This window comes from Chitinivibrionales bacterium (assembly GCA_035516255.1).
Lineage (GTDB): Bacteria > Fibrobacterota > Chitinivibrionia > Chitinivibrionales > FEN-1185 > FEN-1185.
In genome coordinates this window covers 212586-238692 of the sequence record DATJAL010000052.1, presented here as the reverse complement: position 1 = coordinate 238692, position 26107 = coordinate 212586, and the positions used below count along the sequence as shown (strand labels likewise).

Annotated in this window: 22 protein-coding genes; 12 read left to right on the top strand and 10 right to left on the bottom strand. The window is 54.4% G+C overall.

The genetic code is table 11. The annotated features are described in order from the left end of the window. Positions 1 to 14: 14 nt before the first annotated feature. Complete coding sequence (locus VLX68_16385; GenBank protein ID HUI93822.1) at positions 15 to 1133, bottom strand: Rid family hydrolase; 1119 nt, start codon at positions 1131 to 1133, stop codon at positions 15 to 17. Continuing rightward, positions 1126 to 3078, bottom strand: a complete 1953-nt coding sequence (locus tag VLX68_16380; protein ID HUI93821.1) for a tetratricopeptide repeat protein — start codon at positions 3076 to 3078, stop codon at positions 1126 to 1128. The genes VLX68_16385 and VLX68_16380 overlap by 8 nt, the downstream gene beginning before the upstream one ends. A 198-nt stretch (positions 3079 to 3276) precedes the next feature. On the opposite strand from VLX68_16380, the gene VLX68_16375 reads away from it, so the two are divergent. After that, a complete protein-coding gene (locus VLX68_16375) occupies positions 3277 to 3831 on the top strand; it encodes an acyltransferase (protein ID HUI93820.1) in 555 nt (184 codons plus the stop codon). A 12-nt stretch (positions 3832 to 3843) separates the two neighbouring features. On the opposite strand, the gene VLX68_16370 is transcribed toward VLX68_16375, so the two are convergent. After that, positions 3844 to 4932 carry a glycosyltransferase family 1 protein gene (locus tag VLX68_16370; GenBank protein ID HUI93819.1) on the bottom strand — a complete coding sequence of 363 codons (1089 nt, stop codon included), beginning with the start codon at positions 4930 to 4932 and terminating at the stop codon, positions 3844 to 3846. 74 nt (positions 4933 to 5006) lie between these two features. Next, positions 5007 to 6533, bottom strand: coding sequence for a leucine-rich repeat domain-containing protein (locus VLX68_16365; protein ID HUI93818.1), 1527 nt, complete (start codon positions 6531 to 6533; stop codon positions 5007 to 5009). A 198-nt stretch (positions 6534 to 6731) separates the two neighbouring features. Here VLX68_16365 and VLX68_16360 point away from each other — a divergent pair, with 198 nt between their 5' ends. Further along, positions 6732 to 7829: a glycoside hydrolase family 16 protein gene (locus VLX68_16360; GenBank protein ID HUI93817.1), complete on the top strand. Its 1098-nt coding sequence runs from the start codon at positions 6732 to 6734 to the stop codon at positions 7827 to 7829. Between the two features lie 107 nt (positions 7830 to 7936). On the opposite strand, the gene VLX68_16355 is transcribed toward VLX68_16360, so the two are convergent. Continuing rightward, positions 7937 to 8443: a hypothetical protein gene (locus tag VLX68_16355; GenBank protein ID HUI93816.1), complete on the bottom strand. Its 507-nt coding sequence runs from the start codon at positions 8441 to 8443 to the stop codon at positions 7937 to 7939. Positions 8444 to 8478: 35 nt separating this feature from the next. Next, the gene (locus VLX68_16350) at positions 8479 to 9447 is read right to left on the bottom strand and encodes a serine/threonine-protein kinase (protein ID HUI93815.1); all 969 of its coding nucleotides are present in this window, start codon (positions 9445 to 9447) and stop codon (positions 8479 to 8481) included. Positions 9448 to 9695: 248 nt separating this feature from the next. Here VLX68_16350 and tyrS point away from each other — a divergent pair, with 248 nt between their 5' ends. Continuing rightward, a complete protein-coding gene (tyrS, locus tag VLX68_16345; GenBank protein HUI93814.1) occupies positions 9696 to 10976 on the top strand; it encodes a tyrosine--tRNA ligase in 1281 nt (426 codons plus the stop codon). 314 nt (positions 10977 to 11290) lie between these two features. On the opposite strand, the gene VLX68_16340 is transcribed toward tyrS, so the two are convergent. Next, positions 11291 to 11629, bottom strand: coding sequence for a hypothetical protein (locus tag VLX68_16340; GenBank protein ID HUI93813.1), 339 nt, complete (start codon positions 11627 to 11629; stop codon positions 11291 to 11293). A 97-nt stretch (positions 11630 to 11726) separates the two neighbouring features. Between VLX68_16340 and VLX68_16335 the strand changes: the two genes are divergently transcribed. The 6 genes from VLX68_16335 (at position 11727) to VLX68_16310 (ending at position 18239) form a co-directional block, all read left to right on the top strand. Further along, entirely contained in the window at positions 11727 to 12194 is a 468-nt protein-coding gene (locus VLX68_16335) for a hypothetical protein (GenBank protein ID HUI93812.1), read from the top strand. 22 nt (positions 12195 to 12216) lie between these two features. Beyond that, a complete protein-coding gene (locus VLX68_16330) occupies positions 12217 to 12813 on the top strand; it encodes an N-acetylmuramoyl-L-alanine amidase (protein HUI93811.1) in 597 nt (198 codons plus the stop codon). A 138-nt stretch (positions 12814 to 12951) separates the two neighbouring features. Next, positions 12952 to 16650: a tetratricopeptide repeat protein gene (locus VLX68_16325; GenBank protein ID HUI93810.1), complete on the top strand. Its 3699-nt coding sequence runs from the start codon at positions 12952 to 12954 to the stop codon at positions 16648 to 16650. A gap of 19 nt (positions 16651 to 16669) precedes the next feature. After that, positions 16670 to 17122 carry an NUDIX domain-containing protein gene (locus VLX68_16320; GenBank protein HUI93809.1) on the top strand — a complete coding sequence of 151 codons (453 nt, stop codon included), beginning with the start codon at positions 16670 to 16672 and terminating at the stop codon, positions 17120 to 17122. Between the two features lie 45 nt (positions 17123 to 17167). After that, positions 17168 to 17731 carry a sigma-70 family RNA polymerase sigma factor gene (locus VLX68_16315; protein HUI93808.1) on the top strand — a complete coding sequence of 188 codons (564 nt, stop codon included), beginning with the start codon at positions 17168 to 17170 and terminating at the stop codon, positions 17729 to 17731. Then, the gene (locus VLX68_16310; protein HUI93807.1) at positions 17718 to 18239 is read left to right on the top strand and encodes a hypothetical protein; all 522 of its coding nucleotides are present in this window, start codon (positions 17718 to 17720) and stop codon (positions 18237 to 18239) included. Before VLX68_16315 ends, VLX68_16310 begins: the two co-directional genes overlap by 14 nt. Positions 18240 to 18290: 51 nt before the next feature. Here VLX68_16310 and VLX68_16305 read toward each other — a convergent pair whose 3' ends face one another. Next, the gene (locus tag VLX68_16305) at positions 18291 to 18803 is read right to left on the bottom strand and encodes an SPOR domain-containing protein (GenBank protein ID HUI93806.1); all 513 of its coding nucleotides are present in this window, start codon (positions 18801 to 18803) and stop codon (positions 18291 to 18293) included. 247 nt (positions 18804 to 19050) lie between these two features. Here VLX68_16305 and VLX68_16300 point away from each other — a divergent pair, with 247 nt between their 5' ends. Then, the gene (locus tag VLX68_16300; GenBank protein HUI93805.1) at positions 19051 to 20106 is read left to right on the top strand and encodes a type IV pilus twitching motility protein PilT; all 1056 of its coding nucleotides are present in this window, start codon (positions 19051 to 19053) and stop codon (positions 20104 to 20106) included. Between the two features lie 14 nt (positions 20107 to 20120). Then, positions 20121 to 21326, top strand: coding sequence for a type II secretion system F family protein (locus VLX68_16295; protein HUI93804.1), 1206 nt, complete (start codon positions 20121 to 20123; stop codon positions 21324 to 21326). 269 nt (positions 21327 to 21595) lie between these two features. Here the strand turns inward: VLX68_16295 and VLX68_16290 are convergent, their stop codons facing one another. Beyond that, positions 21596 to 23653 carry a B12-binding domain-containing radical SAM protein gene (locus tag VLX68_16290; protein ID HUI93803.1) on the bottom strand — a complete coding sequence of 686 codons (2058 nt, stop codon included), beginning with the start codon at positions 23651 to 23653 and terminating at the stop codon, positions 21596 to 21598. 217 nt (positions 23654 to 23870) lie between these two features. Between VLX68_16290 and VLX68_16285 the strand changes: the two genes are divergently transcribed. Then, positions 23871 to 24875: a glycosyltransferase family 2 protein gene (locus VLX68_16285; protein HUI93802.1), complete on the top strand. Its 1005-nt coding sequence runs from the start codon at positions 23871 to 23873 to the stop codon at positions 24873 to 24875. 15 nt (positions 24876 to 24890) lie between these two features. Here the strand turns inward: VLX68_16285 and VLX68_16280 are convergent, their stop codons facing one another. Continuing rightward, complete coding sequence (locus VLX68_16280) at positions 24891 to 26087, bottom strand: glycosyltransferase family 1 protein (protein ID HUI93801.1); 1197 nt, start codon at positions 26085 to 26087, stop codon at positions 24891 to 24893. Positions 26088 to 26107: the final 20 nt, after the last annotated feature.

Genomic DNA, 26107 nt, shown 5'->3' with positions numbered 1-26107 from the left:
GGAGGTTTTTTGCGTCAACCGGCGGCGGCCGTCACGGCATCCACTTCGATTTCGAACAGCAGGTTGTCCCGGCATACTTCGTTGTGCGCGATGATCCAGGGGAGCGCGGGCAATCCGGACGACGCGCAATACTTCGAGAAATCCTTTGCAAAACCGGGCTGCTTTACATAGGCGATTGCGCGCACCACGTCGGTCCAGCCCATCTGCCGCGAGCGAAGCAGCGCCTCCACCACGTCCAGCGTCTGCTTTATCTGTCCGTGCAGATCGCCTTCAAACACCGTTTTCCCCGCCTCGTTGATGCTTGCGGTCCCCGAAACAAGAAGCCGGCGCTCCGCCGGCGTCTTCAACTCCACCGCCCGCGAAAACGCGCTTCCGTAGCTGAAGGCCTGGTTCTGGAGCGGCGAGGCAACGGCCTCCATGGAGGCCTTGGCATGTTTGAACACGACCGCTTCGGCTCCGGCAACCAGCGCCGACTCATGGGGGTTCTTCCCGCCTATGCCGGTGCTCGCCGGAAGCATCCTGTCGAAAATGCCCCGCTCCCTGTAGAAACGGGTCCTTGCCGCGTTGAACGAATCGTACCACTCGAGCAGGCAGTTGTTGTAGAACCAGGTACGCGCGATGTTGGTCATGTCCATGCCGGCCGCGTTGAGCGCGGCCTCCAGCGCCTCCAGCGTCATCTGGGTCTGCTGGCCGGGCATGACCGTGGGCGCATTGGAATGGATTCCGCCCAGAAGGCAGAAGCGGGCGAAGTCATCCTCGTAAAGCCTGCCCACGGGTCTGGTATTGAGAAATATGGTTTCGGCCTCAACGCCTGTAACGCAACGGACCGCTGCGCCCGCGATCGGGTGCCCGCCGCATCCGGCGCCCTCGACCCACGTCACGGGCAGGCCGTGCGGCGGCACAGCGGTTTCGAGCTCCCGCATGAACCCGTTGTAGGCGCCGCAGGACCCGAACACGTCGCATTTGACAAATGAAGCGTTGTTTTTGTTGAGCAGGTCAACGAGTCGGCGCGCAAACGAGGCGCCGTCTTCGCCGGCCGCGGGCCGCAGCGTGGCATAGACGCTTTTTACTTTTCCGCGGCCGAAAACAGCAGTGTGGCCGCCCTCCCCGCGGGCTTGCGAGCTCTCAGTCATTGTATTGGAGCGCTTCCTGCTTGGCAATGGTCTTCTTGTTGCTGCGCACCGTTTCAAGATTTTTCTTGGTGATGCTGTCGGGGTGCAACTTATAGGCGATGGACAATTCCGCGATGGCCTTGTCGATCTCGCCCTTTTCAAGAAGGTATTTGCCGTAATTGGTGTGCGCCTCGTAATGGTCTTCGTCGTCAATGTGGAGATTGATGGCGGCCTTGAACTCCTCCGCCGCATCATCCTTAAGCCCTTTCTGGTAGAGAAGCGCGCCGAGATTGTTGTGCGCGAAATAATTCCTCGGATTATACTTGATCGCATTCCGCCAAGCCGGGATCGCGTGCTCGAAATCGCCGGCAAGATGGAAGGCCTCGGCGATCCGGTGGTACGAATACGCATCGAGATAGTTTTCGCGGATCTTGAGAATCGCATCGGACGGTCCGTTGACGAATTCCGGAATGTTCGCCGCCCTGTCGACGCTCGTAAATCGGTCGAGCACGACCGGCGGCGAGCTCGTCCCGCTGTCGGAGATGTGCGTGAGAAAGAGCTGGGTATACGGGCCGTTGACTTTTGAGGAAAACACCAGCCACTTGCTGTTGGGCGACCAGCTGTGCCACGAATTGAGGATCGACATGTTGCACGACAGCTCGCGCGCCTCGCCGCCCTCCGCCGGCATGATGTAGAGCTTCGAGTCGGGCTGGAGGAAAATAAAATTGTTCGCCCGGCAGAACGCGATCCACTTTCCGTTCGGAGAATATTTCGCGAAATAATTGCTCATGCCGTTGTTCGACGCGCCCTTGAGCGGCTCGGGGGTGCCACCCTTGCCGTTGTTGAACGCCACGCGGCACAGGTCGTATTTGATGTTTTTGCCCTCCGTCTCGATGAACTGCTCGGCCTCGGGGCCCTGGATAAGGGCGCGGCGCTGGCGGTTGAAAATGTCAAGATTATAGGACTTGCACCTGACGAACACCAGGTACTTGCCGTCCGGGCTCCACGTCGCATTGGTCTGCGCGTACCGCCGGTCGCTGGCGCCTGGCAGAACGTACATCGCCTTGGTCTGCCGGTCGTAGATCGAGACCATTCCCTTTACAAAAAAGAACAGCTGCGAGAACATGAGGTTGGGACGGTACACGGCGATCGCCTGGTCCTTGACCGTGCCCGCGACGTAACGGCCGTCGGGCGACACCTGGTTGTTGAGTCCGAACGTGGGCTCCTTGTCTTCGCCAGGCATTTTGTAAAAGGACCAGCTGATGATTTTCGACCGGTCGAGCACGATGTCCTGCTTGACAGGCATGATGGCGTACGCGCCCTTGTCGTTGCCGCAATCGGCTTCCATCCCCATGACCTTGGCGTCCCTCGAAAACGAATGGCAGTTGCCGCACACCGGCAGTTTCTGCAGCACGATTCTCGGCTGTTCATCGGATGAGATGGAGCCGAAACGCCACCGGATATTGGTAGGGTCCTTTACCGCCTCCATGAAAGGCAAGTTCACTTCGCGGTAGAAGATGGGGGCAACCACGGAGTCGGGCGAAGTCTGGAACGTCACCTGGCCGCCCGAAAGGACTTTTTTCGGCCTGGCGCCGCTCACGCCGCGGATCTCAAAAACGGCCGTTTTTCCAAGCGAATTGAGCTTTATTTTTTCCCACACATCTCCGGAAGGGATCCATTTCTTTTTACTGGAAGTAAAGTGGAGCGTGTCGGGATTGTCCTTGAACCGCACCGTGATGTTCCATTTGTCAGCGGTGGGCCGCGTGTCCTCCCACTTGAACGTCGGGGCGGCAATATCCGGCGGGAACATCGTTCCGTGGAACGGATACTCCATCACGATCCCCGTGGGCTGGGCAACCTGTTTGCCGTCTGCGATGGAGGTCCGATAATAAATAACGCCGATCGTAAGAACGGCCGCGAGCAGGAAAGATCCCACCACTAGAAGATATTTTGACGACGTGCTCATAAGGTTGTCCTTTCCCCGAAATAAAATTGCAAGGCAACCATGCTAATCGAAAGCTAAAAGATATTTGTAAAAAGTAAAATATACTTCAACACCCCTTGAATTCGCCACAATGGAGGCAAAAATGCGTTTCTCCCCCTGATATATTTTAATACTACGGCGCCGTGTCTGATCGTATTGCGATAGTTGAGGGAAACTTATATGCTTAAACCCGCAAGTGCTTTGCAATATTATTTGTACAATGCTTTTGTCACCCATATTCCGTTCTATTGGGTGCGTCATCGCTATCTGCGGAGCGTGCTCCGCATAAAAATGGGAAATAACTGCGCGGTCCACACCGGATGTTTCTTCACCGGCCGTCTCATTGCAATCGGACATAACACCGTGATCAACCGGAACTGCTATCTTGACGGACGCATCGGAATCGAAATCGGCGGCGATGTGAGCCTCTCCCCCGAAACCTGCATCATCTCGCTTGACCACGATCCCGCCTCAATTGATTTCGCCACGCGGGGAGAAAAAGTAGTCTTAGATGATTATGTTTGGACCGGAATGCGTGCCGTTATCCTTCCTGGTGTACATCTAGGAAAAGGTTGCGTGGCGGGCGCCGGAGCGGTGGTGACGAAAAGCTTTGGGGATTTTACGGTGGTTGCTGGGAATCCGGCGAAAAAAATCGGGGAAAGAAATAGGGATTTGAAATATGAATTGAATTACAGGCCTTATTTCAATACGGATATATTGCCGGACAAGCGATGACTTATCCTGTCATCACACCGTCATCAGCACTTCCATCGTCTTTTCCGCCGTTGACTTCCACGAATACCTTGCCAGCACGTCCTTCGCACCCTTCAGGTACGGCGTTGGATCGAAATCCTTCTGATACACCGTCAGAATCTTTTCCGCAATGTCACGCGGATTTGCAGGATCAAATGAGACAAAACATCCTCCGGCGATTTCGTCCATGACCGTGCCGCCGGACGAAAGTACGAGTGTGTTCGCGGCAAGCGCCTCAAGCACCGGAAGGCCGAACCCTTCGTACAGCGACGGGTATACGAATGCCTTGCACGACGCGTATTCCCGCGCCAACTCCGTTTCGCCGCAGTAGCCTTTGAAGGTGACGTGGCCTTCCAGATTGTTGGTCTTGATAAAATGGTGCACCGCGTCGTTCTTCCATCCCGGCGGCCCCACGATACGCAGTGAAATCGCCCTGTTTCTCTCGTCCTTGAGGAAGCACAGCGCCTTAAGAAGGCTTGAAAGGTTTTTTCTCGGCTCGAAGCTCCCCACAAACAGCAGATGCTCTCCCCTGCCCTGCGCGGCAACCCAGGTCTTTTCCCACTCGGGGCTGCCCGGATAGGTCACCACGACGTTATCGGACGTTGCACCACGCGGAAATGATTCGCATATGTCTTTTTTAATGAAGTTGGAAATCGTAAGGATCTTGTCCGATTTGCAAACGCTCCTCCTCAGGAACAGCCTGTTGACGAGAAAATTGGTGGTCTGCATTGTTTCGGGATAATGCAGGAGCGTCAGGTCGAGGATGGTTGACACCATTTTAACGCCGGCCTGCCCGAAAACGCAGGGAATAAGCTGCTCCGGCCCCCAGAACACGCCGATGGAATATTTCTTCAGATGAAACGGCAGGATGAACATGAGCCACAGGGTGCCCGGCAGTCTGGAGGGAACCAGTATTTTTTGAAAGCGGGGGTTTGTTGTCGTATAGGAGCTGGGCCTTTTTTCAAACAGAAAATACCGGTTGGCGTGGTCCGTCTCTTGGAGCTTGTCAAGCGTGTTTCGGATGTAGGCGGCGATTCCTGCCTTTCCCTTGTAAAGGGCCTTGATGTCAACGCCGATGTTCATGGTGATGTAAAATACATTAAAAAAGGCCCGCGGTTTCCCGCGGGCCCCTTGGACAATCCTGCAAGCGAAAAAAATCAGTACGCGGGCTGTATGACGCCGGCGGCGGTGATCTGGGCGATCTGCGCGCTGTCGAGCTGGCCTATTGAATACTTGAGCGTGTCCCCGGACTGCATGGTCGCAAGCACCGGCCCGACAGTGGCCGGGGTGAGGCCGTTGTACCGGATATCAATGAAATTGAGGCCCGTCAGCGACGCAAGCCCGGCCACGTTTTTAAGCGTTGAACAGTTGTTTATATTGAGCGACTTAAGCTGGGTAAGCGCCGACATGTCGGGCAGGGTTGTGTCGAGGCTCTGGCAGTAGGTCAGGTTGAGCACCTGGAGCTTGGTGAGGCTGTTGACGACGCTGACCGAGGTGATCGACCGGTTGTTGCTCAAATTCAGGTTCTGAAGATTGGTGAGGTGGCTGAGCGCCGATATGTCCTGCACCGAGCCGCAATAAGACAGGCTCAAGGTCGTGACGTTAACGCAATTCTGGATCGGCGTGACGTCGACAAGTCCGTCCCCGCGGATGGTGAGGCTCGTGAGACCGGTAAGGCTGCTGAGAGCCGAAATATCGGTGAGCGCCTCGCAGGTGACGTTCAGATCCGTAAGTGAGGTCAGGTTCTTTGCAAAGGAGAGGTCGGTGACTTTTTCAAAATTTCCCGTGATGCTCTCGATGCCGCCGAGGCCGGTCAGCGCGATATCGCTGTTGGTAAGGTAACCACTGCCGAAAATCAGGGACTTGAGCCCGGGGAGCGTGGTGAGCGTGAGCTTCATAAGGCCGCGGCAATTGGAAAGATCGATGGTGTCGATGACCGGCATATTGCTCAGATTGACCCCCTGGACGGAATCGCAATACTCGAAATCAATCGTCGTGACTTTCGGGAGATTGGAAAGGGCGATTGTCGTGAGCGAGTTGTGCGCAAGCAGAATCGTCTGGAGGTTCGGAAGGCCGGAGATTCCTGACACACTGGTCGCACCCTTTCCGGCAAGACGGATCCATTCCAGCTTGGTGAGCGTTGAGCAGGCACCGTAGGTGGCGATGCCGTTTGCCCATCCGAGATCGAGCTTAGTAAGGTTGGTCAGTTTCGAAAGCGTGGAGATATCGGTGACGCCGTTGGCGCTGAGCAGGCTGAGATCCTGAAGGTTGGTAAGACTGGCCAGCGGAGTGATGTCCGTGATCCTCCAGTCGCCTTCAAGGTTCAGATAGGTGAGCTTGCTGAGACCGGCCAGGGCCGAAATATTGCTCACCGCGTAGTTGTTCTTCAAATTGAGGTATTGCAGGTTGACTAGACTTGACAAAGGAGACAAGTCGCTGAAGAAGTTGCTGTCGAGGTTCAGCCATTGCAGCGACGTCATGCCCTTGAGGAAGGTAAGATCGGAAATGTCCGAATTGGCAAAATTGGCATATATCTGGCTCAATGCCTTGGAAGTGTCGGCGATATACATGGTGTCTTTGTAGACCAGTGTATCCGTTTTCGAGCCTGCCGGGTTCTGGTTGCAACTCCAGAAAAAGGTCATGGCCGGGACCAACAGAGCAAAGGTGAAAATTACTTTTTTCATTACGCCCTCCAAAGGGTTAGGGTAAGTAGAATAAATATGGGATGATTCCTCGGTAAAACACCGTAAATGAACAATCAAATATATGTGGAATAAAACAATCGAGGCAAGAAAAAAACTCATATTCTTCTGTCGCATTGAAGTGCATAAAACCTGATCGGTTATTATATTTATGAATGATTGCCGGCCAAAGGACCATTCATGAAATCTTTCGGAACCATCCTTGCCCTGTTGGGAATCGTTGCCTGGTGCGCCGGCCAGGACAGCACTTGGAGCCTGGTGTGGTCGGACGAGTTCAATGGTAATGCTCTCGACACCGCCTCCTGGACTTACGACGTGGGCACCGGGGACCAGGGCTGGGGAAACGGCGAGCTGCAGTTTTATACCCCGGGCGATAACCTTTCTTTCAACGACAGCTGCCTGGTGATTGAACTGCGGAGGCAGCTCATGGGCTCCGCGCAATACACCTCCTCGCGCATCACGACGCGGCAGAAGATCGAGTTGCAATACGGGAAAATACAGGTACGGCTCAAGGCGCCCTACAGCCAGGCCGTATGGCCCGCGGTATGGACGCTCGGTTCGGACTTCAACCCGCCCTACAACACACCGTGGCCGGCCTGCGGCGAGATCGACATCTTCGAAATGGCCTGCGGCGAGAATTATACGGATGATCGGGGCGACAATTCGAATTTCGCGGTTGTCCATTACACCGATCTTGCGGATTTTCCCAACGAGCTCAAGAAATCAATCCAGGTCCCCGGCCGCATGGCAGACCAATTCCACGTCTTCACCCTCATATGGGACGAGGAAAACCTGTCGTTTTATTTGGACAGCGCCGCAACGCCCTATTTTCAGGTTGACATCACTCCGGCGTACATGTCAGAATTCCATCAGCCGCATTCGCTCACCATCGACCTGGCGCTCGGCGGAGTCGGGTTTGCCGGCAACCCGGACGCCTCGACGGTGCTGCCGCAATACCTGACCGTCGACTGGATACGGTGGTATCAGAAGAAAACCAACGTGCAAAATGGATTCGCGAAACCAATCGCAGCCACACCATCCATGGAAAAAAATGCCAGCGGTCTATCGTTTAACATTCAGGAACCCGCAAACGCATTTCTACGGTTCTTTGATCTGAGGGGCGGGCTTGTTGCGGACCTTAGCGATTGGATCCGGTCGCAGCCGGCAGGGCGGCATACCGTGGCCTGGGAGCGGCTGCCGGTGCGCCGCGGCGTTTACTGCATCAGCTTTTCGGACGGGATGCATCAGTCAAGCGGCGCGATCACATTGACACGATAAGAATGCGCCCTTTGCTTTTGCGCTTCCTGCATCATGCTTTCAACCTCCAACTTTCATCTCTCTTTTTTCTCTGTGTCCTCTGTGTCTCTGTGGCTATCTTCATTTTTTTACCTTTCAAGCGGCGTATTCTTCTTTCTCAACCTCGCCATCATCTGCACCATCCCGCCCACCACAAAAACCAGAAACGCCACCATCACCACATGAAAGTGCCAGCTCAGCATCTTCGCGGCGGACATGTTTGCCTTATAAACGTAATACGACAGAACCGTAAATATCAGGTTTATCCCTGTAAGCAGCCCGAAAAGCCTCGATGTCAGGATGCTGTTCAGCACCGGTCTGTTCTCCTGCCGCATCCAGAAATCCTTGTTGGGAACATTGATGAGGCCGGACGGAAATCTCGGCAAGATGATAATCGACAAGAGAAAAACCGCGTTCATCAGCGCGGATGTTGACAGCAGCGACTTGAAATATTGCGCCTTTGGAACGAAACAGTTCGCCATCATGTTGGCGCTGAAATGCGACGCCACCATCTGCGGAAGCGCGGTATAGGTGGCGTACTGGACGATCAGAAGGACCGCAATAGAAAGTAGGTAAAGGTATTTGACGGTTCTCATGGCGATTCTTCCCCCCTTTTAAGAATATATTTTCTTCATGACGCATTGTTAAATAAATTGACAAGAGCGCCGATCCCCTTTTCCGTAGATTCAACACGGGCGTCCATCAGAAATCCATCAAGCGCGCTCTTCAATTCCGCCATGCTCTCGTACCGCAGGCTTCTATCCCGTTCAAGGCATTGTACGATGATTTCCTGGAATTTCCTTGGCACCTTCCTGTTTATTTTCCTCGGCTGTGCATAGTCGCCGTCGATAATTTTCTTCATGATCGCCAGGGCACCGCTGCCGGCAAACGGCGGCACGCCGGTCACCAGAAAATACAAAACGGTACCCAGCGAAAACACGTCGGTGGAAAACGTGACGCTGCCGCCCTCGATCTGTTCCGGCGACATATACATGGGCGTGCCCACCACCCTGTTGTGCACGGTGAGCCGGGTGTTCGGATTGTCAAGTACTCTGGAAAACCCGAAATCCGTGACCTTCACCTCGCCCGTTCTGCCGACGATGATGTTCCCCGGCTTCACGTCACGGTGGAGAATGTTGCATGCGTGAGCGAATCCGAGTGCGCCGCATGCCTTTGCGGCTATCGCCGCTGCCGCGGCGCAGGGGACCGTTTTCAGCTTTACAATGGCATCATCAAGGGAAAAACCGTCTATATATTCCATGACAATGAAATGGCGGCCGTCCACAACGCCGTATTCGTAGACGGAAACGATATTGGGGTGCGACAGCGAGGCCGCGATTTTCGCCTCCTGTTCGAACCGCGCGAGAAACGTCGGGTCGGCGGCAAGGTGTGCATGCAAGATTTTCAGCGCGACTTTTTTATTGTCCGGTGCACGAAGAGCCTCGAATATGGCTGCGGTGCCGCCTGAAGCTATTTGGCGTTGCAGTTCGTAAACGCCGAAGCTAGTGCCCGGCACAAGCGGCTGCTCCGCAGTGTGAGCGAGGCTTTTCACCAGGTCGCGGATGGGCTGCACCGGAGGATGCTTTTTGGAAAAGGGCATGGGAAAAAATTAGTTGATTGGGCGGAGATGATTGATGATTAATTGTATCATTGCCGGCGGGGGACCTGAAGCGAGAATATCTATCAATCCATTCCGACATGTCGAAACTTCCCCCCACCATTCTTCTTCTTTTCCAATGCTCGATAATTTATTTTTTTACCGTGACAAAAGAAATTCACGATTTCATAAAAATGTCGTGGCCCCATTATTCTTAGCAATGATTGGCTTATTATCGAAAGGAATATCTTTTGACCTTCATCGAAGAACTCACCTGGCGCGGCATGATCCAGGACATCATGCCCGGCACCGAGGAAAAGCTGAAAAATCCGGGCGTGTGCGGCTACGTCGGCTTCGACCCCACCGCATCTTCTTTGCAAATCGGAAACCTGGCGGCCATCATGCTGCTTGTGCAGTTCCAGGAGACAGGGCACAAGCCGCTGGCGCTCGTGGGGGGCGCAACGGGCATGATCGGCGATCCGTCGGGAAAATCCGAGGAGCGCAACCTCCTCTCGGTTGACGAAATACAGCACAACCTCGAATGCTTCAAGAAGCAGCTTTCACGGTTCCTCGATTTTTCGGTCCGCGCCAACAAGGCCGAGATCGTGAACAACTACGACTGGTTCAAGGGCGTGTCGTTCCTCGATTTTCTGCGCGACGCGGGAAAACACCTGACGGTGAACTACATGATCGCCAAGGACTCGGTAAAAACACGTTTGGAAAGCGGCATTTCGTTCACGGAATTCTCGTACCAGCTCCTGCAGGCGTACGATTTCTACTGGCTTTACAAAAACAAAAACTGCGTCGTCCAGATGGGCGGATCGGACCAATGGGGAAACATCACGGCCGGGTGCGAGCTCATCCGGCGCAAGGCGGGCGGCGAAGCGTTCGCGCTTACCTGCCCATTGCTTACCAAGAGCGACGGCACCAAGTTCGGCAAGAGCGCCGCGGGCGAGAAAATCTGGCTTGACGCGTCCATGACCTCGCCGTACAAGTTCTACCAGTTCTGGCTGAACTGCGCCGACGACGACGCGCGGCGTTTCATAAAAATTTTCACGCTCATGAAAAAGGAAGAGATCGACGCCGTCTGCAGGGAGCACGACGCGGCGCCGCACACGCGGCCGCTGCAGAAGGCGCTGGCAAAAGACATCACCATCCGCGTGCACTCGAAGACCGACTGGGAAGGCGCGGTCGAGGCGTCGGCTATTTTGTTCGGCGAAGGCACCACGGAATCGCTCAAGAAACTTTCGGAGCAGGACTTGCTTTCGATGTTCGAGGGCGTTCCTAAGGCGTCAATCGCGAAATCGGAACTCCAGGGCGGGATCAACATCGTTGAATTTTTGTCCACTAAATGCGGTATTCTTCCGTCCAAAGGTGAAACAAAACGCCTGATTCAGAACGGCGGCGTGTCGGTCAACAAGGTAAAAGTGCCTGACGCGGAATATACGGTGACGACCGAGGCGTTGCTGAATGGGAAATATATTTTGGTACAAAAGGGAAAGAAGAATTACGTACTGGTGAATGTAAAATAAAAATATCGATATGGTGGGGGCACCGCTTTGCGGTTCCCCAGGATTTTGCAAGGCTCGTTTATCCTCAAGCGCGCTTAATAAGCGGAAGGTCGATTGGAGTCACGACAATAGTTTACAAAGCAGAAGCTCGCCGACGCGTTAGGGGCGACCGCAGGCCGTCGCCGGAGCGCGGTGCTGCCCGGCCCGCGCCGTCAGGCATATAGGGCCGTGGCGGCCCGAGCCGAAGGCGAGACCGAAGGGAGAACCGACCCCGGATGGAGGGACAAAAAATATTTTGTCCCTGCGACCGGGGGAACGCTCAAATCTTTTATATTTTAAAACTCTTTTCCCGGCATCCTCACCCCACGCTTTTCATTCTCATATTTTAATATTGGATCACACTTTCCGGGGAACTTGGCCGTTACCTTGTCGGAACATCCCGTGGGAGTGAGCTTGTCGCATTTCTGGCACACTTTTTTGAACCACTCGTCGGTGATGCCTTCCGGCTTGCCGCCCTTGCCGCCACTGCCCACCGAGTCCAGTTTACCAACGATGCCCTGCGCGATCTGCGCCACCTGCTGGACCTGGGCCTTGGGCAGTTGCCGCGCCACGAGCTGGACATATACCTGCAATGCCTCTTCGATGAGTGATTTTTCTTCGTTCGAAAGTGCCATACTGCTCCTTTATAATGAAAGCGTCTGACCACAATAAAAATAATATATTTTAGTTGTCCTTGACAGATTATCCACTCACCTTTACCTGCGGGAAATCTTGAAAAGGCTTATTTTCATCTGCACCGCCAACAGGTGCCGCAGCATGATGGCCGAGGGCATCATGCGGCACTGGTGGGCCGCGGCTGCGGGAAACAACCTCGCAATATCTTCCATGGGAATCCACGGCATGGACCGTTTGCCGCCCACCGGCCTCGCGATCAAGGTGTGCGCGGAAAACGGGATCGACATTTCGCAGCAGCGTTCCCGGTCGCTGGTCAGCGATGAGATCCGGCAGGCAGAACTTATTCTCGTGATGGAGCCGGTGCACAAGGAATTCCTCAAAACGTTCTACCCCGCGCTCGATGAAAAAATCTTCCTGCTCGGCGCGTGGCCGGAGCATGCGGGTTCCAAAAAGGCAATGATCGACGACCCTGTTGGCGGCACCATCAAGGATTACCGGAAAGCGTTTGAGGCGCTGTCCGGCCATATCGACCGGATCATTCCCCTGCTGCGGAAATCGGGATAAAAAGGATTTTTTGGATTCACCCATGAACATCACCGACTGCCTGCTTGACATCCACAATAATACCCCGCTGGGCAGGGCCACGGTGGCCGATTGCGTGCGGGCGCAGGGCAAGAAACATTTATGGGACGAGCGCTCTTCTCCGTTTTGCGATACCATCGTGATCCATTACATGAGCGCGGTGAACGTGACTCCGGCCCGCCCGTTTTCCCTGAAAAGAATGCTGAAAATTTTCTGCGATTACGGCGTTAGCAGCCATTATCTGATCCAAAGAAACGGCGTTATTCTGCGCCTTGTGCCTGAGAAAAAAAAGGCCTGGCACGCGGGCGGCAGCATCATGCCCGGAAGGGACGGGCGCGAAGCGGTAAACAATTTCTCAATAGGAATCGAGCTTGTCGCCACCCCGCGCTCAGGGTTTACGAAGCGGCAATATGCCGCCTGCGCAAGCCTTTGCAGGAACATCGAAAAAAGGCGCGGAAAAAAATTCATCTATGTGGGGCATGAAGACATCGCGGGAAAAAAGGCCGTTTGGCTCGGCCTCAGGAAAGACATCAAGCGCGATCCCGGTTCGCTGTTCAACTGGAATCGGTTCAGAACGATGTTGCGTTTTCCCGCGGCATGACACGAACTAACACCGCGAAACAAACATTTGTCTTTCATATCAAGGCCTTCACTTATATATATTTAGGGGTTATTTTTCATCAGCCAATCAAAAATTGCAGATAAAAATCCGGCGATTTCGTTGAAAGGAGCGTTCGGTATGGTAAAACGGTGGTTACTCATGTGCGGCGCGGCGGGACTTTTCATGATTTCACTTTTTGCGGCAACGTCGCGCGCCGACGACACATTTGACAAGATGATAAACGACAAGAACTACAAGGCCGCCCTTGATTACGCCGACGACAAGATACCCGCTCCCTCCAGGACCGCCGATGTCTGGGTGAAGCTCGGCAAGGCCAACGAATCGCTCGGCCTCATCGAGAAGGCGCTCGCCTGCTATCTCGTGTCGTGGCGTCTCAATCCCAAGGACTACGAATCGCTGCTCGGCGCGGCGCGAATCTACAACAAGCTCGACCAGCCCGAAAATGCGCTCGAAAAGGCGCAGAAGGCGCTCGAAATCAATTTCACCGCCGAGGCGAGCTGGGAATACGCCGCCGCCTGCATCAAGCTCAAAAGGCCGGCCGACGCGAAGAAGGCGCTCGAAAAGGTGATCCAGACCGACTCCTCAAACGCAATCGCCAACCGCGAACTCGGCAACATCTATTACAACGACAAACAGTACGGCAATGCCCTGCCGCTTCTGCAGAAATCCTATGCTCGGCAGCCCGACGCCGACCTGGCCTTCAGGCTCGGAAAAGTCTGTTTGGAACTTAACAAGGTGGACGATGCCATCAACTATTTAAAAGAAGCGTCCGCAAAAAACCCTTCTCTCACCGAAGCCACGCTCGAACTTGCCCGCTGCTACTATAAAAAGGAGAAATACCTCGCCGCGGCGAGCGAATACGAGAAAATAGCGTCGCGGCCCGAGATGACCGCGATGGATGAGTACGCCCGCGCCGTGTCGAATGAAAAAAACAATAATATGGACAACGCCATCAAGGCCTATCTGCAGGCCATTGAAAAATTCGGCACCGCCACATCGCCGGAAGCGCTCACCGCGAGGCTCAAGGTCGGCAACGCCAATCTTGAAAAGAAAAACTACGAGGCGGCGCTCGCCCAATACCAATTCATCGCCAATGCCGACCCGCAAGGAAAATTCGTCGAGAACATCAATTTCCTGCTTGCCGACGCCTACGATGGTTCCGGCAACGGCCCCAAGGCCATCCTCTGCCTCGAAAAGGCGCTTGCACAGAACCCGAACAACATCGAAGCCACCGCGCGGCTTGCCGACCTGTATGAGAAGAACGGCATGGGCGAAAAGGCCAAGACCACCTACGAGAAAATGATATCGCTTAATCCCAACGACCCCAAGGTTTACATGACCCTGGGCCAGTACAACCTCAAGGCAAAAAAGTTTGCGGAAGCGTTGAAATATTTTGAGAAATGCTACCTGCTTGACCACGGCGCGAAATCGGCGGAGGGCATTGCGATCACCGCCTCGACGCTCAACCAGTGGGACAAGGCCCGCGACGCGGCGGAATCGGCGATCAAATTGGACGGCAACCTCATGGACGCGCGGATCATCCTTACCAAGGCATACCTCAAGGACAAAAATTTTACCGGCGCAAAGGACGAGCTCGAATTTCTGGTAAGTAAAAAACCGTCGGAACTCGAATACTGGAAGCAGCTCGCGATATGCTACGATCAGACTAACGACAAGGCCAAACTCGCAATCGCGGACAAGAAAATCGCCGAGATGGACAAGACCAACGTCGATTCGCGGCTCAGGCTTGCGCGTTACGCGCTCGACCAGAAGGATTCCAAGCAGGCGTTCGACATGTACAAAGAACTGTCCGTGCTCAGCCCGCAAAACCCCGAGGTATTCCGCAACCTGTATGAGCTGTGCATGAAGAGCGGCGACAAGGGCGGTGCCAGCGTTTACCTTCGCAAGTACATCCAGCTCAACCCGTCCGACGCAGTCGCGCAGCGCAACCTCGGCGACCTGCTCTACGAACTCAAGGACCAGGACGGCGCACTGAATGCCTACCGCGCAGCGCTCAAGCTCGATCCAACCATCAAAGGGTTCCTCAAGCGCTACGCCGAGCTTGTGATCGCGAAAGGCCAGCAGGACGAGGTCATCCGCGTGCTCACCCGCGCGATCGCGGCCGGAGAGGCCGACGTGGGTTCGTACACTACGCTCGGCATGATCTACCAGAAGAGCAGCCAGTTCGGCAAGGCACTCGAAATGTACCAGAAGGCCATGCAGATGGACCCGCAAAACCTTGACGTTCTTTCGGCGCTGGCCGAATGCCAGGCAAAGACCGGGGACCGGAACGGCGCAATCATCACTTACGAACAGGTGATCATGATGAACCCCAAGGCCGAAATCGAGCTCAAGGAGCTCGGCGACCTCTACCTCAAGGACGGACGAAACGACCAGGCCATCAGCGTGTACAAGAAATACCTCGAGAAGGTTCCGACCGACCAGGACGTGGCAAAAGGCGTTGGCATGGCGCTGTACCAGAAAAAGCAATATCAGGAGGCGACCAAATATTTCGATCTTGTCAAGGAAAAAGGCGCCGAAGACATCGACTACCTCATGGCCGCCGGCGAAAGCTATTACCTCGCAGGCAACAGCAAAAGAGCGCAGGAAATCTACGAGGGGCTGCGGCTCCGCAAGCCCACGGTTCCCGGCATCAAGAAAGTCCTCAAGATCCTCGCCGAGTCGTACGAGAAGGACAACAACCTGCAAAAAGCCGTCGACATGTACGCCGACTATTCCATGCTTCCGGGCGCAAAAGACCCGGACGTCGCGTACAAGGCCGGGTTCCTGCAGGAAAAGGTCAACCCGATGCGCGCGCGTAAAATTTACGAGGACAACGTGGCCGCGTTTCCCAATGACTACCGCAACATGTTGCGTTTGGGCATTCTGTACGCAAAAGACAAGACCATGCTTTCGAGATCAGCCGCGCTCCTGAAAAAAGCGTCCACCATCGCGGACACGATCCCTGCCATGTGGATCGAAATGGCCCAGGTCTATAACAAACTGGGCAACGACCGGGGCGAGCTCGAGGCGTATAAAAAACTCGTCACCATGGACCCGCAGAACCTCGAGGCGAACAAACGCCTGGGTTACCTCCTTATGAAGGGTGGTGCGGTCACCGATGCCATGGTGTACCTCGAAATGGCCAACACCCTTTCGAACAAGGACCCCGACATCATGATCCTGCTCGCGCAAGGGTATATCAAGACAAACAGGGCCAAAGATGCTATTGACGTGCTCGAAAAGGCAAAAGCCCTCAAGACCGATGACGCCGACATCAGACTGCAGCTCGTGGAGCTGTACAAGAAGACCGACCAGCCGAAAAAGGCGCTCGAAGAAATGAAACAGCTCATCGCCATCAAGCACGACAACAAGATTTTACTCCCTTACGCATCGGCCCTTTATGAGGACGGAAAATGCAAGGAAGCAGAGGATGTCATCGAGGACATCAAGGCCACGGACCCGGAAAACATCGAAGCGCTCATGGTCCTTGCGCGGGCGTTGCGCTGCGAAAAGAAACTGGATCAATCAGTGGAAACGTACAAGGAAATCTCCTATATCAATCCCAACTACGCGCCCGCGCTGTACGAGCGCGCCGACGTGCATCTGCAGCAGAACAAACCCCAGTGGGCCAAGACGTTCTTTGAACGGGCGCTGCGCGCCGATCCGAATTACGCGCTCGGATACCTGGGACTTGCACGGCTGGCAAAAATGCAGAAGAACAACGCGTTGTACCTCCAGAATCTCGACAAGGCAATACAGCTCGATCCGAACAACGCCGAGATAAAGGAAGAGGCGAAGAACGCCAAACGGTAATATTCGGGCGGATCGGTCCATGCCCCGATACCGGAAAAACGTCTGCATAGCGGTGCGGAAAGCTGGCACCAGCCTTTTGCTTCTCTGCCACCGGAAAGGGTTCCCTCCCGATGACGGGTGGCAGTTCCCCCAGGGCGGCATCCGTGAAGGCGCCGAAATCGTTGCGGAGATGAAGCGCGAGCTCCGGGAGGAAATCGGCACCGAAGACGTCACGGTGGTCCGGATATCGGCAAAACAGTACAGCTACAATTTCCCCGAAGGGATGCGGAGCAAACACAAAAATTACGACGGCCAGGTGCAGCAATGGATTTTTGCCGAATTTTCCGGAAACGATGCTGCGATCAATTTCAACCATGAGCACGCCGAATTCGATGCTTTCATGTGGGCGCCCGCAACAGAGGCGCTGAAAAGAATTGTCGGTTTTAAAAAGGAAGTCTATTCACAGGCCCTAAATGACCTGGGGCTGCTTTAAATACTTAAAATAAATTGCAATATTTTTTTTACAGCAGACGTAGTTATGGACAGTTTGCAGGACGATCAGGTACTCTTCGACAAATGGATGAGAGGTGACTCCGACGGTTTCGCCGCCCTGTACGAGCGGTATAAAAACCGTGTGTTCGGTTTCCTGGTGCGGATGACCGGCGACCGTGAAATCGCGGAAGACCTTCTCCAAGACACTTTTGTGGCGGCGATGCGAAATGCGCAGCAGTACGACAGGCAACGCAACTTTTTAAGCTGGATCTTCGGGATTGCACACAAGCGCACGATCGATTACTTCCGCCATGTAAAAGTCGAAAACGAGCATCTTCTCGATACCGACAGGTCCGTCGGAAAAGGGCCGGACCAGCCGGATGTCGGTCTTTCAAACGAGTATCTGAACACCGTGATCAACGAGGCGGTGAAGACGCTCGAGCCGATGCAAAGGGAAGTGTTTCTGTTGAGGGAACTCGGTGATGTTGCTTTCAAGGATATAGCGCACATCATGAACTGCCCCATCAATACCGCGCTGGGCAGGATGCGGCTGGCCTTGAAAAATATCAGAAAAGAATTAAAAAAGAGGGGTATCCATGGAGTGCAATAAGTGGGACGAAAGTGGTCTGCTGTACATGGCCAACGAACTATCCCAGCCGTTAACGTCAGAATTCGAACAACATCTTAAAATCTGCCAGTGCTGCTCAAACGAACTCAATCAATACTTCCTCGAAAGGAAAAAATACTTCAGCGCGGCGTTCCTGTGCGAACCCACGCCCGAACATCTTGATAAAAAGATCATTTCGCTGTGCGCGAAGCCCATGATACCCACCGGCATCGGAATCTTTTACCTGCCATGGGTCAAGAGGGTCCTCTTCTCCGCGCTGGTCTTCGCCCTGGGCGTCGGCGCCGGCGGTTATTTCACCTTCGCATACTATCAGTCCAAATCATCCTCCGCCTACGCGCAAAGCAAAGTTACCGCACCTTCCAAGACGGTAAACGCGACAGCGACCGCAGCGCTCGACACCGCCAAGAAAAGCCTTCCCCAAAAGGGCGAAAAAGTCCTGCCTGTCAAGCCGCCGCAGGGCATCGTCCCCGTCGATCTCAAAAAAGAATAAGGGAGTAAAAGTCAGCGGTCGGCTGGAGTCGGGAGACGGCACGACCGAAGGTTATTGTTTTATCCACACCTTGGTGCGCATGACCCACGCGTCGGCATAACCGAGTTCCTTCATCTTGACAAGCGCCGCGTCTGCATCGGCGCGCTTGACAAAATCGCCGACGAGCAGCTTGTAGTAGGGCGCAGCGAAAATGATGTACACGGGGAAGCGGACCCTGGCCTCAATGTTTTTCTGCTCCGCGCGGACGCGCTCGATCTGGCTCGAAGCGAAACACTGCACCCTGAAACCGTTGGGGACCTCGGAGGAACCGGCGCCGTCCTTGCCGGGCGCTATCGCGGTCGTTTCCGCAATGATGGGATTGAAGTCCTTGTCGCTGAGCGTGATTTCCCTTCCTCTGTTCAGCGTGTCGAGAAAGGTCTCGGCGGCGGGCTTGTCATTCGCTGCGAGGACGATTTTGCGGGCCGGCGCCTCATCGTCCTGCGGCCGCTTCGACATGGCATAATTCGAATTCAGAATGATTAAAATCATCGCGACACCGGTGAAGCGGAAGAAATGTGTCATCATCGCCGCATGCGCCTTTCTATTGACAGAAGAGATACCTCCGGCCCTAAAGATACCGGCGGGCAGCACTTTAAAATAATAAATCCGTAATGCTGCCAAGTCAAGTATCGGCTGCCCGGTACATAAAAAAATGTAATTCCTTGAAAAACAATGCACCTAAGGTTATCATTGTAGTAACACGACGCATCTCCGTTCCCAGGGGGAGAAAGTTATTCTTTTTCACCGTATAACAAAGTAATTTTAAGGCATTATGGCATCGATACAAGAATTGCTGAAGCAGATGATCGATTTAAAGGCGTCCGACCTTCATCTCACCGCCGGGTCCTCGCCCTTGTTCCGTGTGGACGGCGTCCTCAAGCCTATGACCGCCGACAAGCTCAACCCGGACCAGATCCTCAAGCTCGGTTACAGCGTGATGAACGAACAGCAGAAAAAAACCTTTGAGCAGAAAAAAGAGGTAGACTTCTCCTTTGGGGTGCAAAACCTGTGCCGTTTCAGGTCGAACGTTTTTTTGCAGCGCGGCTGCACCGCGTGCGTGTTCAGGCAGATCCCCTACCTCATCCAGCCGCTGGACAAGCTCGGGCTGCCCGTCATCGTCGGCAAACTCACCGAAAGGCCGAACGGGCTCGTGCTCGTGACCGGCCCGACGGGCAGCGGCAAAAGCACCACCCTCGCTTCAATGGTTGACAGAATCAACTCCGAGCTTGAGGGACACATCCTTACGGTGGAAGACCCCATCGAATTCGTGCACCAGCACAAGAAATGCATCGTCAATCAGCGCGAGGTGCACCAGGACACCGAGAGCTTCGCGAGCGCGCTTCGCGTGGCGCTGCGGCAGGACCCGGACGTGGTGCTCATCGGCGAAATGCGCGACCTCGAAACCATCCAGGCAGCGCTCTCCATTGCTGAAACGGGCCACCTCACGCTCGCGACACTCCACACCAATTCTGCCACGAAATCGATCAACCGCATCATCGACGTTTTCCCGGCCGATCAGAAGTCCACCATCCGCGCTCAGCTCGCCATGGTGCTTGAGGCCATCGTGAGCCAGACGCTCGTGCCGCGCATCGGCGGCGGCCGGGTGGTTGCGTCGGAGATCATGGTGGCGAACACCGGCGTGCGCAACCTTATCAGAGAGGACAAGGTGCACCAGCTGCAGGGGATGCTGGAGATCGGCCAGAAACAGGGCATGCAGACTATGAACCAGGACCTTGCGCGGCTGTTTCATAAGGGTATGATTTCAATGAAGGATGCCATCAGCAGTACTCCGGACCCTGATGGCTTGCAGAAATATTTGGACGCTTAACAACGGAGCATCCTATGCCTCGATTCGAATATATTGGCGTCGGCGCGAACGGCAAGCAGACCAAGGGCGAACTCCTTGCCGGCAACAAGAACGAAGTCATCACCCAGCTGAGAAAGAAAAAAATCCGCGCCATATCCATCAAGGTGAAGCAGGTGTCCTTGAACCCGCTGGCGTTTTTGGGAAGCGGCGTCAAATCCCAGGAGGTCAGCAGGTTCACCCGGCAGCTTGCAGCCATGACTTCCGCCGGACTCCCCCTTGTCCAGTGCCTCGACATCCTCGTGGGACAGATAGCGAACAAGAACTTCTCACAGAAAGTTCAGCAGGTCTCCGCGGATATCCAGGTGGGAAGCTCGCTGGCGGATGCGCTCTCCAAGCATTCCGGCGTCTTCAATTCCCTGTATTGCAACATGGTGGCGGCCGGCGAGGCGTCGGGAAACCTTGACGGCGTGCTCAACCGCATCGCCGAATATCTGGAAAAAGGCGACCGTCTTGTGCGCAAAATTAAAAGCGCGCTCACCTACCCGGTCATCATCATTTTCATCATCTTCGGACTTTCCGCGGTCATGCTCACGTTCGTGATTCCGATGTTTGCGCAGATGTTCAAGGACATGGGCGCAGTGCTGCCGCTTCCGACGCGGATCGTCATGGGAATATCGGATGCCATAACGCACAATATCGTTTTCATTATTCCGGGCATCATTATTTTTATTGTTTCATTCACGCTATATTACCGGAATCCGATCGGCAGATATAACATAGATTTTCTCCTCCTTCGCGCGCCTGTCATCGGCGAGCTTCAACGCAAGACTGCGGTCAGCAGGTTCTCGCAGACGCTCGCGACCCTACTTACGAGCGGCGTCACGATTCTTGACGCCATGTCTATTACGGCCAAAACCGCCGGCAACAAGGTCCTGGAGAAGGGGCTGATGAGGGTATTCGAACGGATCTCCGGCGGTATGACCATTGCCGATCCGCTTAAAGACGTGGGGCTTTTCCCACCCATGGTCATTCAAATGATCGCGGTGGGAGAAAAAACAGGAGATCTGTCCGGCATGCTCACCAGAATTTCGGAATTCTACACCGAGGAAGTGGACGCCGCGGTTGAATCGCTCACCGCCATCATCGAGCCTATCATGATTGTCATTGTGGGCATTGTGGTGGGCGGCATGCTCATCGCCATGTATCTACCCATATTTAGCATGATCGGCAATATCGAGTAGAAAATCAGGCTTTACAGAATGAGACGGGCGGGCTGCCGCGGCCCCTGTATGCCTGCGTCTCAATACGCCGCTTAAAAGCGGCTACTCGACGACCAGGGCGAGGGCTCCCGCGCGGCGGGGGACGCCCAGCGCGGCCTCCGTCCTGCCTAACGCGCGGCAAAAGTTCTCCGCCGTATTTGTAAATGTCCCCCGTCCGATCCGGAAAGGGTCAATTTGACGCGCTCAGTGAAGAGGAAAAAATCCACCTTTACAGCGATAAAACCACGAGTTCAATCCTCTTTGTAAACCAGCACTACCTCTTCACACGCCATATTTGTGAGCGTCAAACGAATCGCGTTATCATCCACCTGCTTCGCGGAAGCATGGGACGAAAAATGCCGTAGCGCCGCCTTAATGATTGATTGCAGCCGCAGGCCGCGGTCGGCCGGAATGAATTCCACAAGGAAACGTTTGAGTTCGTTGACCGATGCAACCGAGGCGTTCCAATGGCCGAACGGCGCGTGGATGTACACGGCCTCCGGCGCCGCTTCGAGTGCTTCCCTTTTCTCATGGAGCCGCAGGAGGTCTTTGAGCCGGTATGAAAGCGTGAATACCTTTCCGTGCGTGGAACGAATCGCTTTGACGGGCGCATCGCCGATGCCTGCTGCGAGGTCAATGCAACGGCTTTTCAGAGGGAACGATGCGCGGAATATTTTTTCTCGCTGCGAGGAGTTGATGATCAGAATCCGGTAAATGTCCAATTTAAAAAGTTCTTTAAAACCCGAGGTCTCCCTTTCGCCGGCCGATTCCTTCTCCAGAATCTGAAGGAAAATGGTTTGAATTTCGTCCTGAAATCCCTCAATAAGATCGGTGTTTGACGCGGTGCGGCCGATACGGCGGAGAAATTCCTTTGTTTCGCTCCCGATTGAGCGGTAGAGGCCGAACGCTCTCCCTTTTACGCACCTGCGGCGCAGATAGGACAAGCAATGGGGAAAACGGTTGTAAAAATAGAAAAGGGCAAGAGCGACGTCGTCGAACGCCGCAAGATCTTGCAACGAAAACGCGCGAAACAGGCCCATGTTGTCATACTGGATGCCGCACATGAGCCCGAGCTCCGCGATTTTATCAGAGGCGAACCGCCGTATGCCGTACGACGCGGCATTGTCGGCCAGCGGCGTCCCCTTGATAAGCGTGAGCGGAAAGGTCATGACAAATGAGGGATCCAGGCCGAGCGCCTGGTCAAACGAACGTTCATAGGATGCGGGATCATCGTTCGGAAGGCCGAAGATGAGGTCGGTGTAGAAATTGAGACGATGCCGCTCAAGCAATTCAGCATTACGTTCAAATAGCTGCGGGCTCAGCGTGCGCTTTATTATCTTGAGCACTTCGGTGTTGGTCGACTGTATGCCGACGCCGATCTGGCATTGGGACGCTTTGAAAAGCTGCGCAAGCTCCTCGTCAAGCTTGTTGAACGAGCAGTAGAAAAAAAGCGACGTGCGCCGGTTTTTCTCGACCAGCAGGCGCAGTACTTCCTTTGTATAGTCCGGGTCGAGGTCAAAGACCGCGTCGGCGAAATGGATGCAATCGATCTCCTTTTCCAGCAGCCAGCAAAGCTCCGCGCGCACTCGCGTTATGTCAAGCCGGAAAGGCTTGGTATTGCGGTGGCCGAACTGGCAGTAGATGCAGCGGTAAGGGCAGCCGCGGCCGGTCTCATAGACCATGGCAAGCCCGCAGTCCCTGGTGCGGGGCACCTCGATGGCAAAAGGGATGATGGCCGGGACCTCGGACGGCGCTGCCGCGTAGGTCATGGTGAAATCGGAGGCCCCGCCCAGGCGCGGCGCAAGCGCGAATCCCCTTGCCTGCGGAAACAGCTCCCGCCTGCCGAACAGTGCCTTGACAAGAAGGGATATTTTCTTCTCGGCCTCGCCGAACACCAGGCAATCCGCAAAGGAATTACCGTGAAAAAACGCATCGGCTTCGCCCTGGTCGCGCATGAAAACTTCCGGCCCACCCATCATGATGATTGTATCAGAATGACGCTGCTTGACGCGGCCGGCGAGCAGGCAAACGTCGGTGATGTTCCAGCAGTACGAAGAGAAGCCGATCAGGTCATATTTTTTGTCAAGCAATTGCGCCGTGATGGCGCCGATGTCCTGCACGGTGCGGTTGAAGTAACGGCATTCGACGGCGCACGAGCCCGCTATTTCGGAATCGCTCTCAAGCGCCGCTGCGCAGTAGCGGACGCCCGGCATGATGTAGTAATGCCACGGCTTAGGAAACGCGATGTTTCCCCATGATCCCTGCTCCGAGCCGATATAAACCAGCAAGACTGTTTTTACGCGGTCCATGGCCGATCCTCGTTTGATAGATTTATTAACGCCGGCGTTTTAATATAGCCCTTTAAGGTCATCACTGTCAAATGATGACCCAATGTACCCATTGCCTCCCCTGCATGGAGCCGTCATCATAATTACCGTTAAAATTATAGGCGGAGGCATCTTCCGTAGCGTATCTTAATGGCAGAAGAAAGTTTACCCAGACGTCCGCATGCAAGACGCTATGGCAGTGAATCGGCAAGAAGCTCAAAAAGAATATCCCCTGGTATCACTGGTGGTGCTCAATTACAACGGCGAGGATATTATAGAAGAATGTGTCGCTTCGCTGCAAAAGACCGTCTACCCGAATTACGAAATTATTGTCGTCGACAATGCCTCAGCAGATAATTCCTGCAGGATTCTGTCGACGCTTTCCGGAATATCCCTGGTTAAATCTGAAAAAAATCTCGGCTATGCCGGCGGAAACAACCTTGGCTTCGAAAAAGCCAAGGGAGCGTATCTTGCAACAATCAATAACGATATTATCGTTGAACCCCAATGGCTCAACGCCCCAGTCGCCGCATTCGAATCCGACAAAGAAATCGGCATCGTCTCCTGCCGGCAGATGGACTTCTGGCACAGGGAAATCGTTGATGCCCTGTTCGGCATCATCCCCCCGAACTTCGCGCCCTTTCATGCCGGCACCAGCCGGCTCTATTCCGGTCTTGCCCCGTATCATCACTGCGGTCTTGTGCTTCTTGCCAACGGCGCCTCTGCAATATACCGCAAGAAATGCCTTGACGAGATAGGAACATTCGACGAAAGGTATTTTGCCTATCACGAAGAATCAGACCTGTGCCTGCGGGCGTTCCTTGACGGATGGAAATGTCTGTACCTGCCGTCGGCGGTTGTCTACCATCGCCATGGCCACACGTTTAACAAGCAGGACGGGTTGAGCTTTTACTTGTCGGAGAGAAATCGATACTGGTTTATGTACAAATTCTTTCCCGTGAGGGTTATTTTCAAGAATATTTTACCTTTGATTAAAAGGGAGATGTGGGCCCTTCTGCAATGTTGCGCCGGGAGACAGAGATTTCGGGATTATCTTGCATCGAGGATGAAGGCTTTGTCGGGAATATTACAATTTGGCGCGGAGCGAAAAAGGCTGACTGCTAAATTCAAGGTAAGGGAACGCGAGTTTGCATTATTCCACAAGCACCCGTTTCAGGAATATGATCCACCATCAAAGTCGTGAATGACGGCTGTTTGATCATGTCCTCCTCGAGAGCAGCCCACTTTTGGCGAACAGAACGGATTCAAAATAGTCCCCATACCTTTTAAACATTTTCTCTTCCGAAAACTGCATGGCGCACTCAACCGATCTCTTGCTTAATTCATCGTAGCTGCCCGGCCTGCTGATCATCTTCTGAATTTCATCCGTCCATCCTGCAAAATCATTATTCTCTCTCAGGATCGCGCACTCCCCCGCGACTTCGGGTATGCTTGAATTCCTGAAAGCGCATGCGACAGTCCCATTTGCCATTGCCTCTATCAGCGGCAGGCCGAACCCTTCCATGAGGCTGGGGAAAAGGAAAAAATGCGCCTGTTGATAAAGTGACCGGAGCTTCACGTCGTCCACCAGACCGTGGATCACCACCCTGTTTTCAAGCCCGAGTTCCCGCAACTTCTTTGTAAGCATGGTTTTATTGTTTACGCCGTTTGCCAATACCCCTCCGGCCAGGTGGAGTCTGGTTTCCCCGGGCTGGGGAAACGAGCCGAAGTTCTGGAGCAAGGCCCTGACATTTTTCCTGGACTCCAATATACCCCCGACGTAAAGATACTGAATTCCCTTTTTCAAATCGCCCTTGGCAAGCCGAGGCCCCTCGTACAAACTGTTCCGGAAACCGATGCACAGCGCGGTCACCGACGCCGGGGCGCAGGAGGGAAAACGCCGCAGTAATTCCGATCTGGTGTATTCGCTGATGGTAATTTTATGGGAAACCCTAGACGCAATGGAGAATTTTCTCATGAGGTAAACGAGATACAAGGAACGTCCCAGCGACCGTACCGTCGGTTTCTTCCTCTCGATCCGTTCTTCCTCGAGATAAATGAAATCATAGAAGATGACCGCCTGCGGTAGGTGCCCCCCGATGACCGTCCGGTGTTCGGGATGAATGATGAAAGAGGCGTTCGGCAGCAGTTTCCGATAGCGCCACGCGGCAAAGGCGCCGTGGAATCGCAGCGTGTTCAGGAACAGGGGCGGCGGCTTGACAATGGCGACGCGTTCAGGCGCAATCCCAAGCGGCGCCAGTCTCTTCTTGAACACCTTTCGGGTGGCGATGAAGCGGATTTCCCTAAACCGTTTATCGTCGCGGAACAGACGCACAAGCTGGAGGATCACCTGCGGTATGCCGCGCAGGTCGTCGCCGTAGTGAAGGAACGTCGTATCAAAAAAAACATGCTTCATGAATCGGGCCTTCATCAACG

Coding starts and splice junctions, on each gene's coding strand:
- VLX68_16385 (HUI93822.1), bottom strand. CDS start 1,133: ATGACTGAGAGCTCGCAAGCCCGCGGGGAGGGCGGCCACACTGCTGTT.
- VLX68_16380 (HUI93821.1), bottom strand. CDS start 3,078: ATGAGCACGTCGTCAAAATATCTTCTAGTGGTGGGATCTTTCCTGCTC.
- VLX68_16375 (HUI93820.1), top strand. CDS start 3,277: ATGCTTAAACCCGCAAGTGCTTTGCAATATTATTTGTACAATGCTTTT.
- VLX68_16370 (HUI93819.1), bottom strand. CDS start 4,932: ATGAACATCGGCGTTGACATCAAGGCCCTTTACAAGGGAAAGGCAGGA.
- VLX68_16365 (HUI93818.1), bottom strand. CDS start 6,533: ATGAAAAAAGTAATTTTCACCTTTGCTCTGTTGGTCCCGGCCATGACC.
- VLX68_16360 (HUI93817.1), top strand. CDS start 6,732: ATGAAATCTTTCGGAACCATCCTTGCCCTGTTGGGAATCGTTGCCTGG.
- VLX68_16355 (HUI93816.1), bottom strand. CDS start 8,443: ATGAGAACCGTCAAATACCTTTACCTACTTTCTATTGCGGTCCTTCTG.
- VLX68_16350 (HUI93815.1), bottom strand. CDS start 9,447: ATGCCCTTTTCCAAAAAGCATCCTCCGGTGCAGCCCATCCGCGACCTG.
- VLX68_16340 (HUI93813.1), bottom strand. CDS start 11,629: ATGGCACTTTCGAACGAAGAAAAATCACTCATCGAAGAGGCATTGCAG.
- VLX68_16330 (HUI93811.1), top strand. CDS start 12,217: ATGAACATCACCGACTGCCTGCTTGACATCCACAATAATACCCCGCTG.
- VLX68_16325 (HUI93810.1), top strand. CDS start 12,952: ATGGTAAAACGGTGGTTACTCATGTGCGGCGCGGCGGGACTTTTCATG.
- VLX68_16320 (HUI93809.1), top strand. CDS start 16,670: ATGCCCCGATACCGGAAAAACGTCTGCATAGCGGTGCGGAAAGCTGGC.
- VLX68_16315 (HUI93808.1), top strand. CDS start 17,168: ATGGACAGTTTGCAGGACGATCAGGTACTCTTCGACAAATGGATGAGA.
- VLX68_16310 (HUI93807.1), top strand. CDS start 17,718: ATGGAGTGCAATAAGTGGGACGAAAGTGGTCTGCTGTACATGGCCAAC.
- VLX68_16305 (HUI93806.1), bottom strand. CDS start 18,803: ATGATGACACATTTCTTCCGCTTCACCGGTGTCGCGATGATTTTAATC.
- VLX68_16300 (HUI93805.1), top strand. CDS start 19,051: ATGGCATCGATACAAGAATTGCTGAAGCAGATGATCGATTTAAAGGCG.
- VLX68_16295 (HUI93804.1), top strand. CDS start 20,121: ATGCCTCGATTCGAATATATTGGCGTCGGCGCGAACGGCAAGCAGACC.
- VLX68_16290 (HUI93803.1), bottom strand. CDS start 23,653: ATGGACCGCGTAAAAACAGTCTTGCTGGTTTATATCGGCTCGGAGCAG.
- VLX68_16280 (HUI93801.1), bottom strand. CDS start 26,087: ATGAAGCATGTTTTTTTTGATACGACGTTCCTTCACTACGGCGACGAC.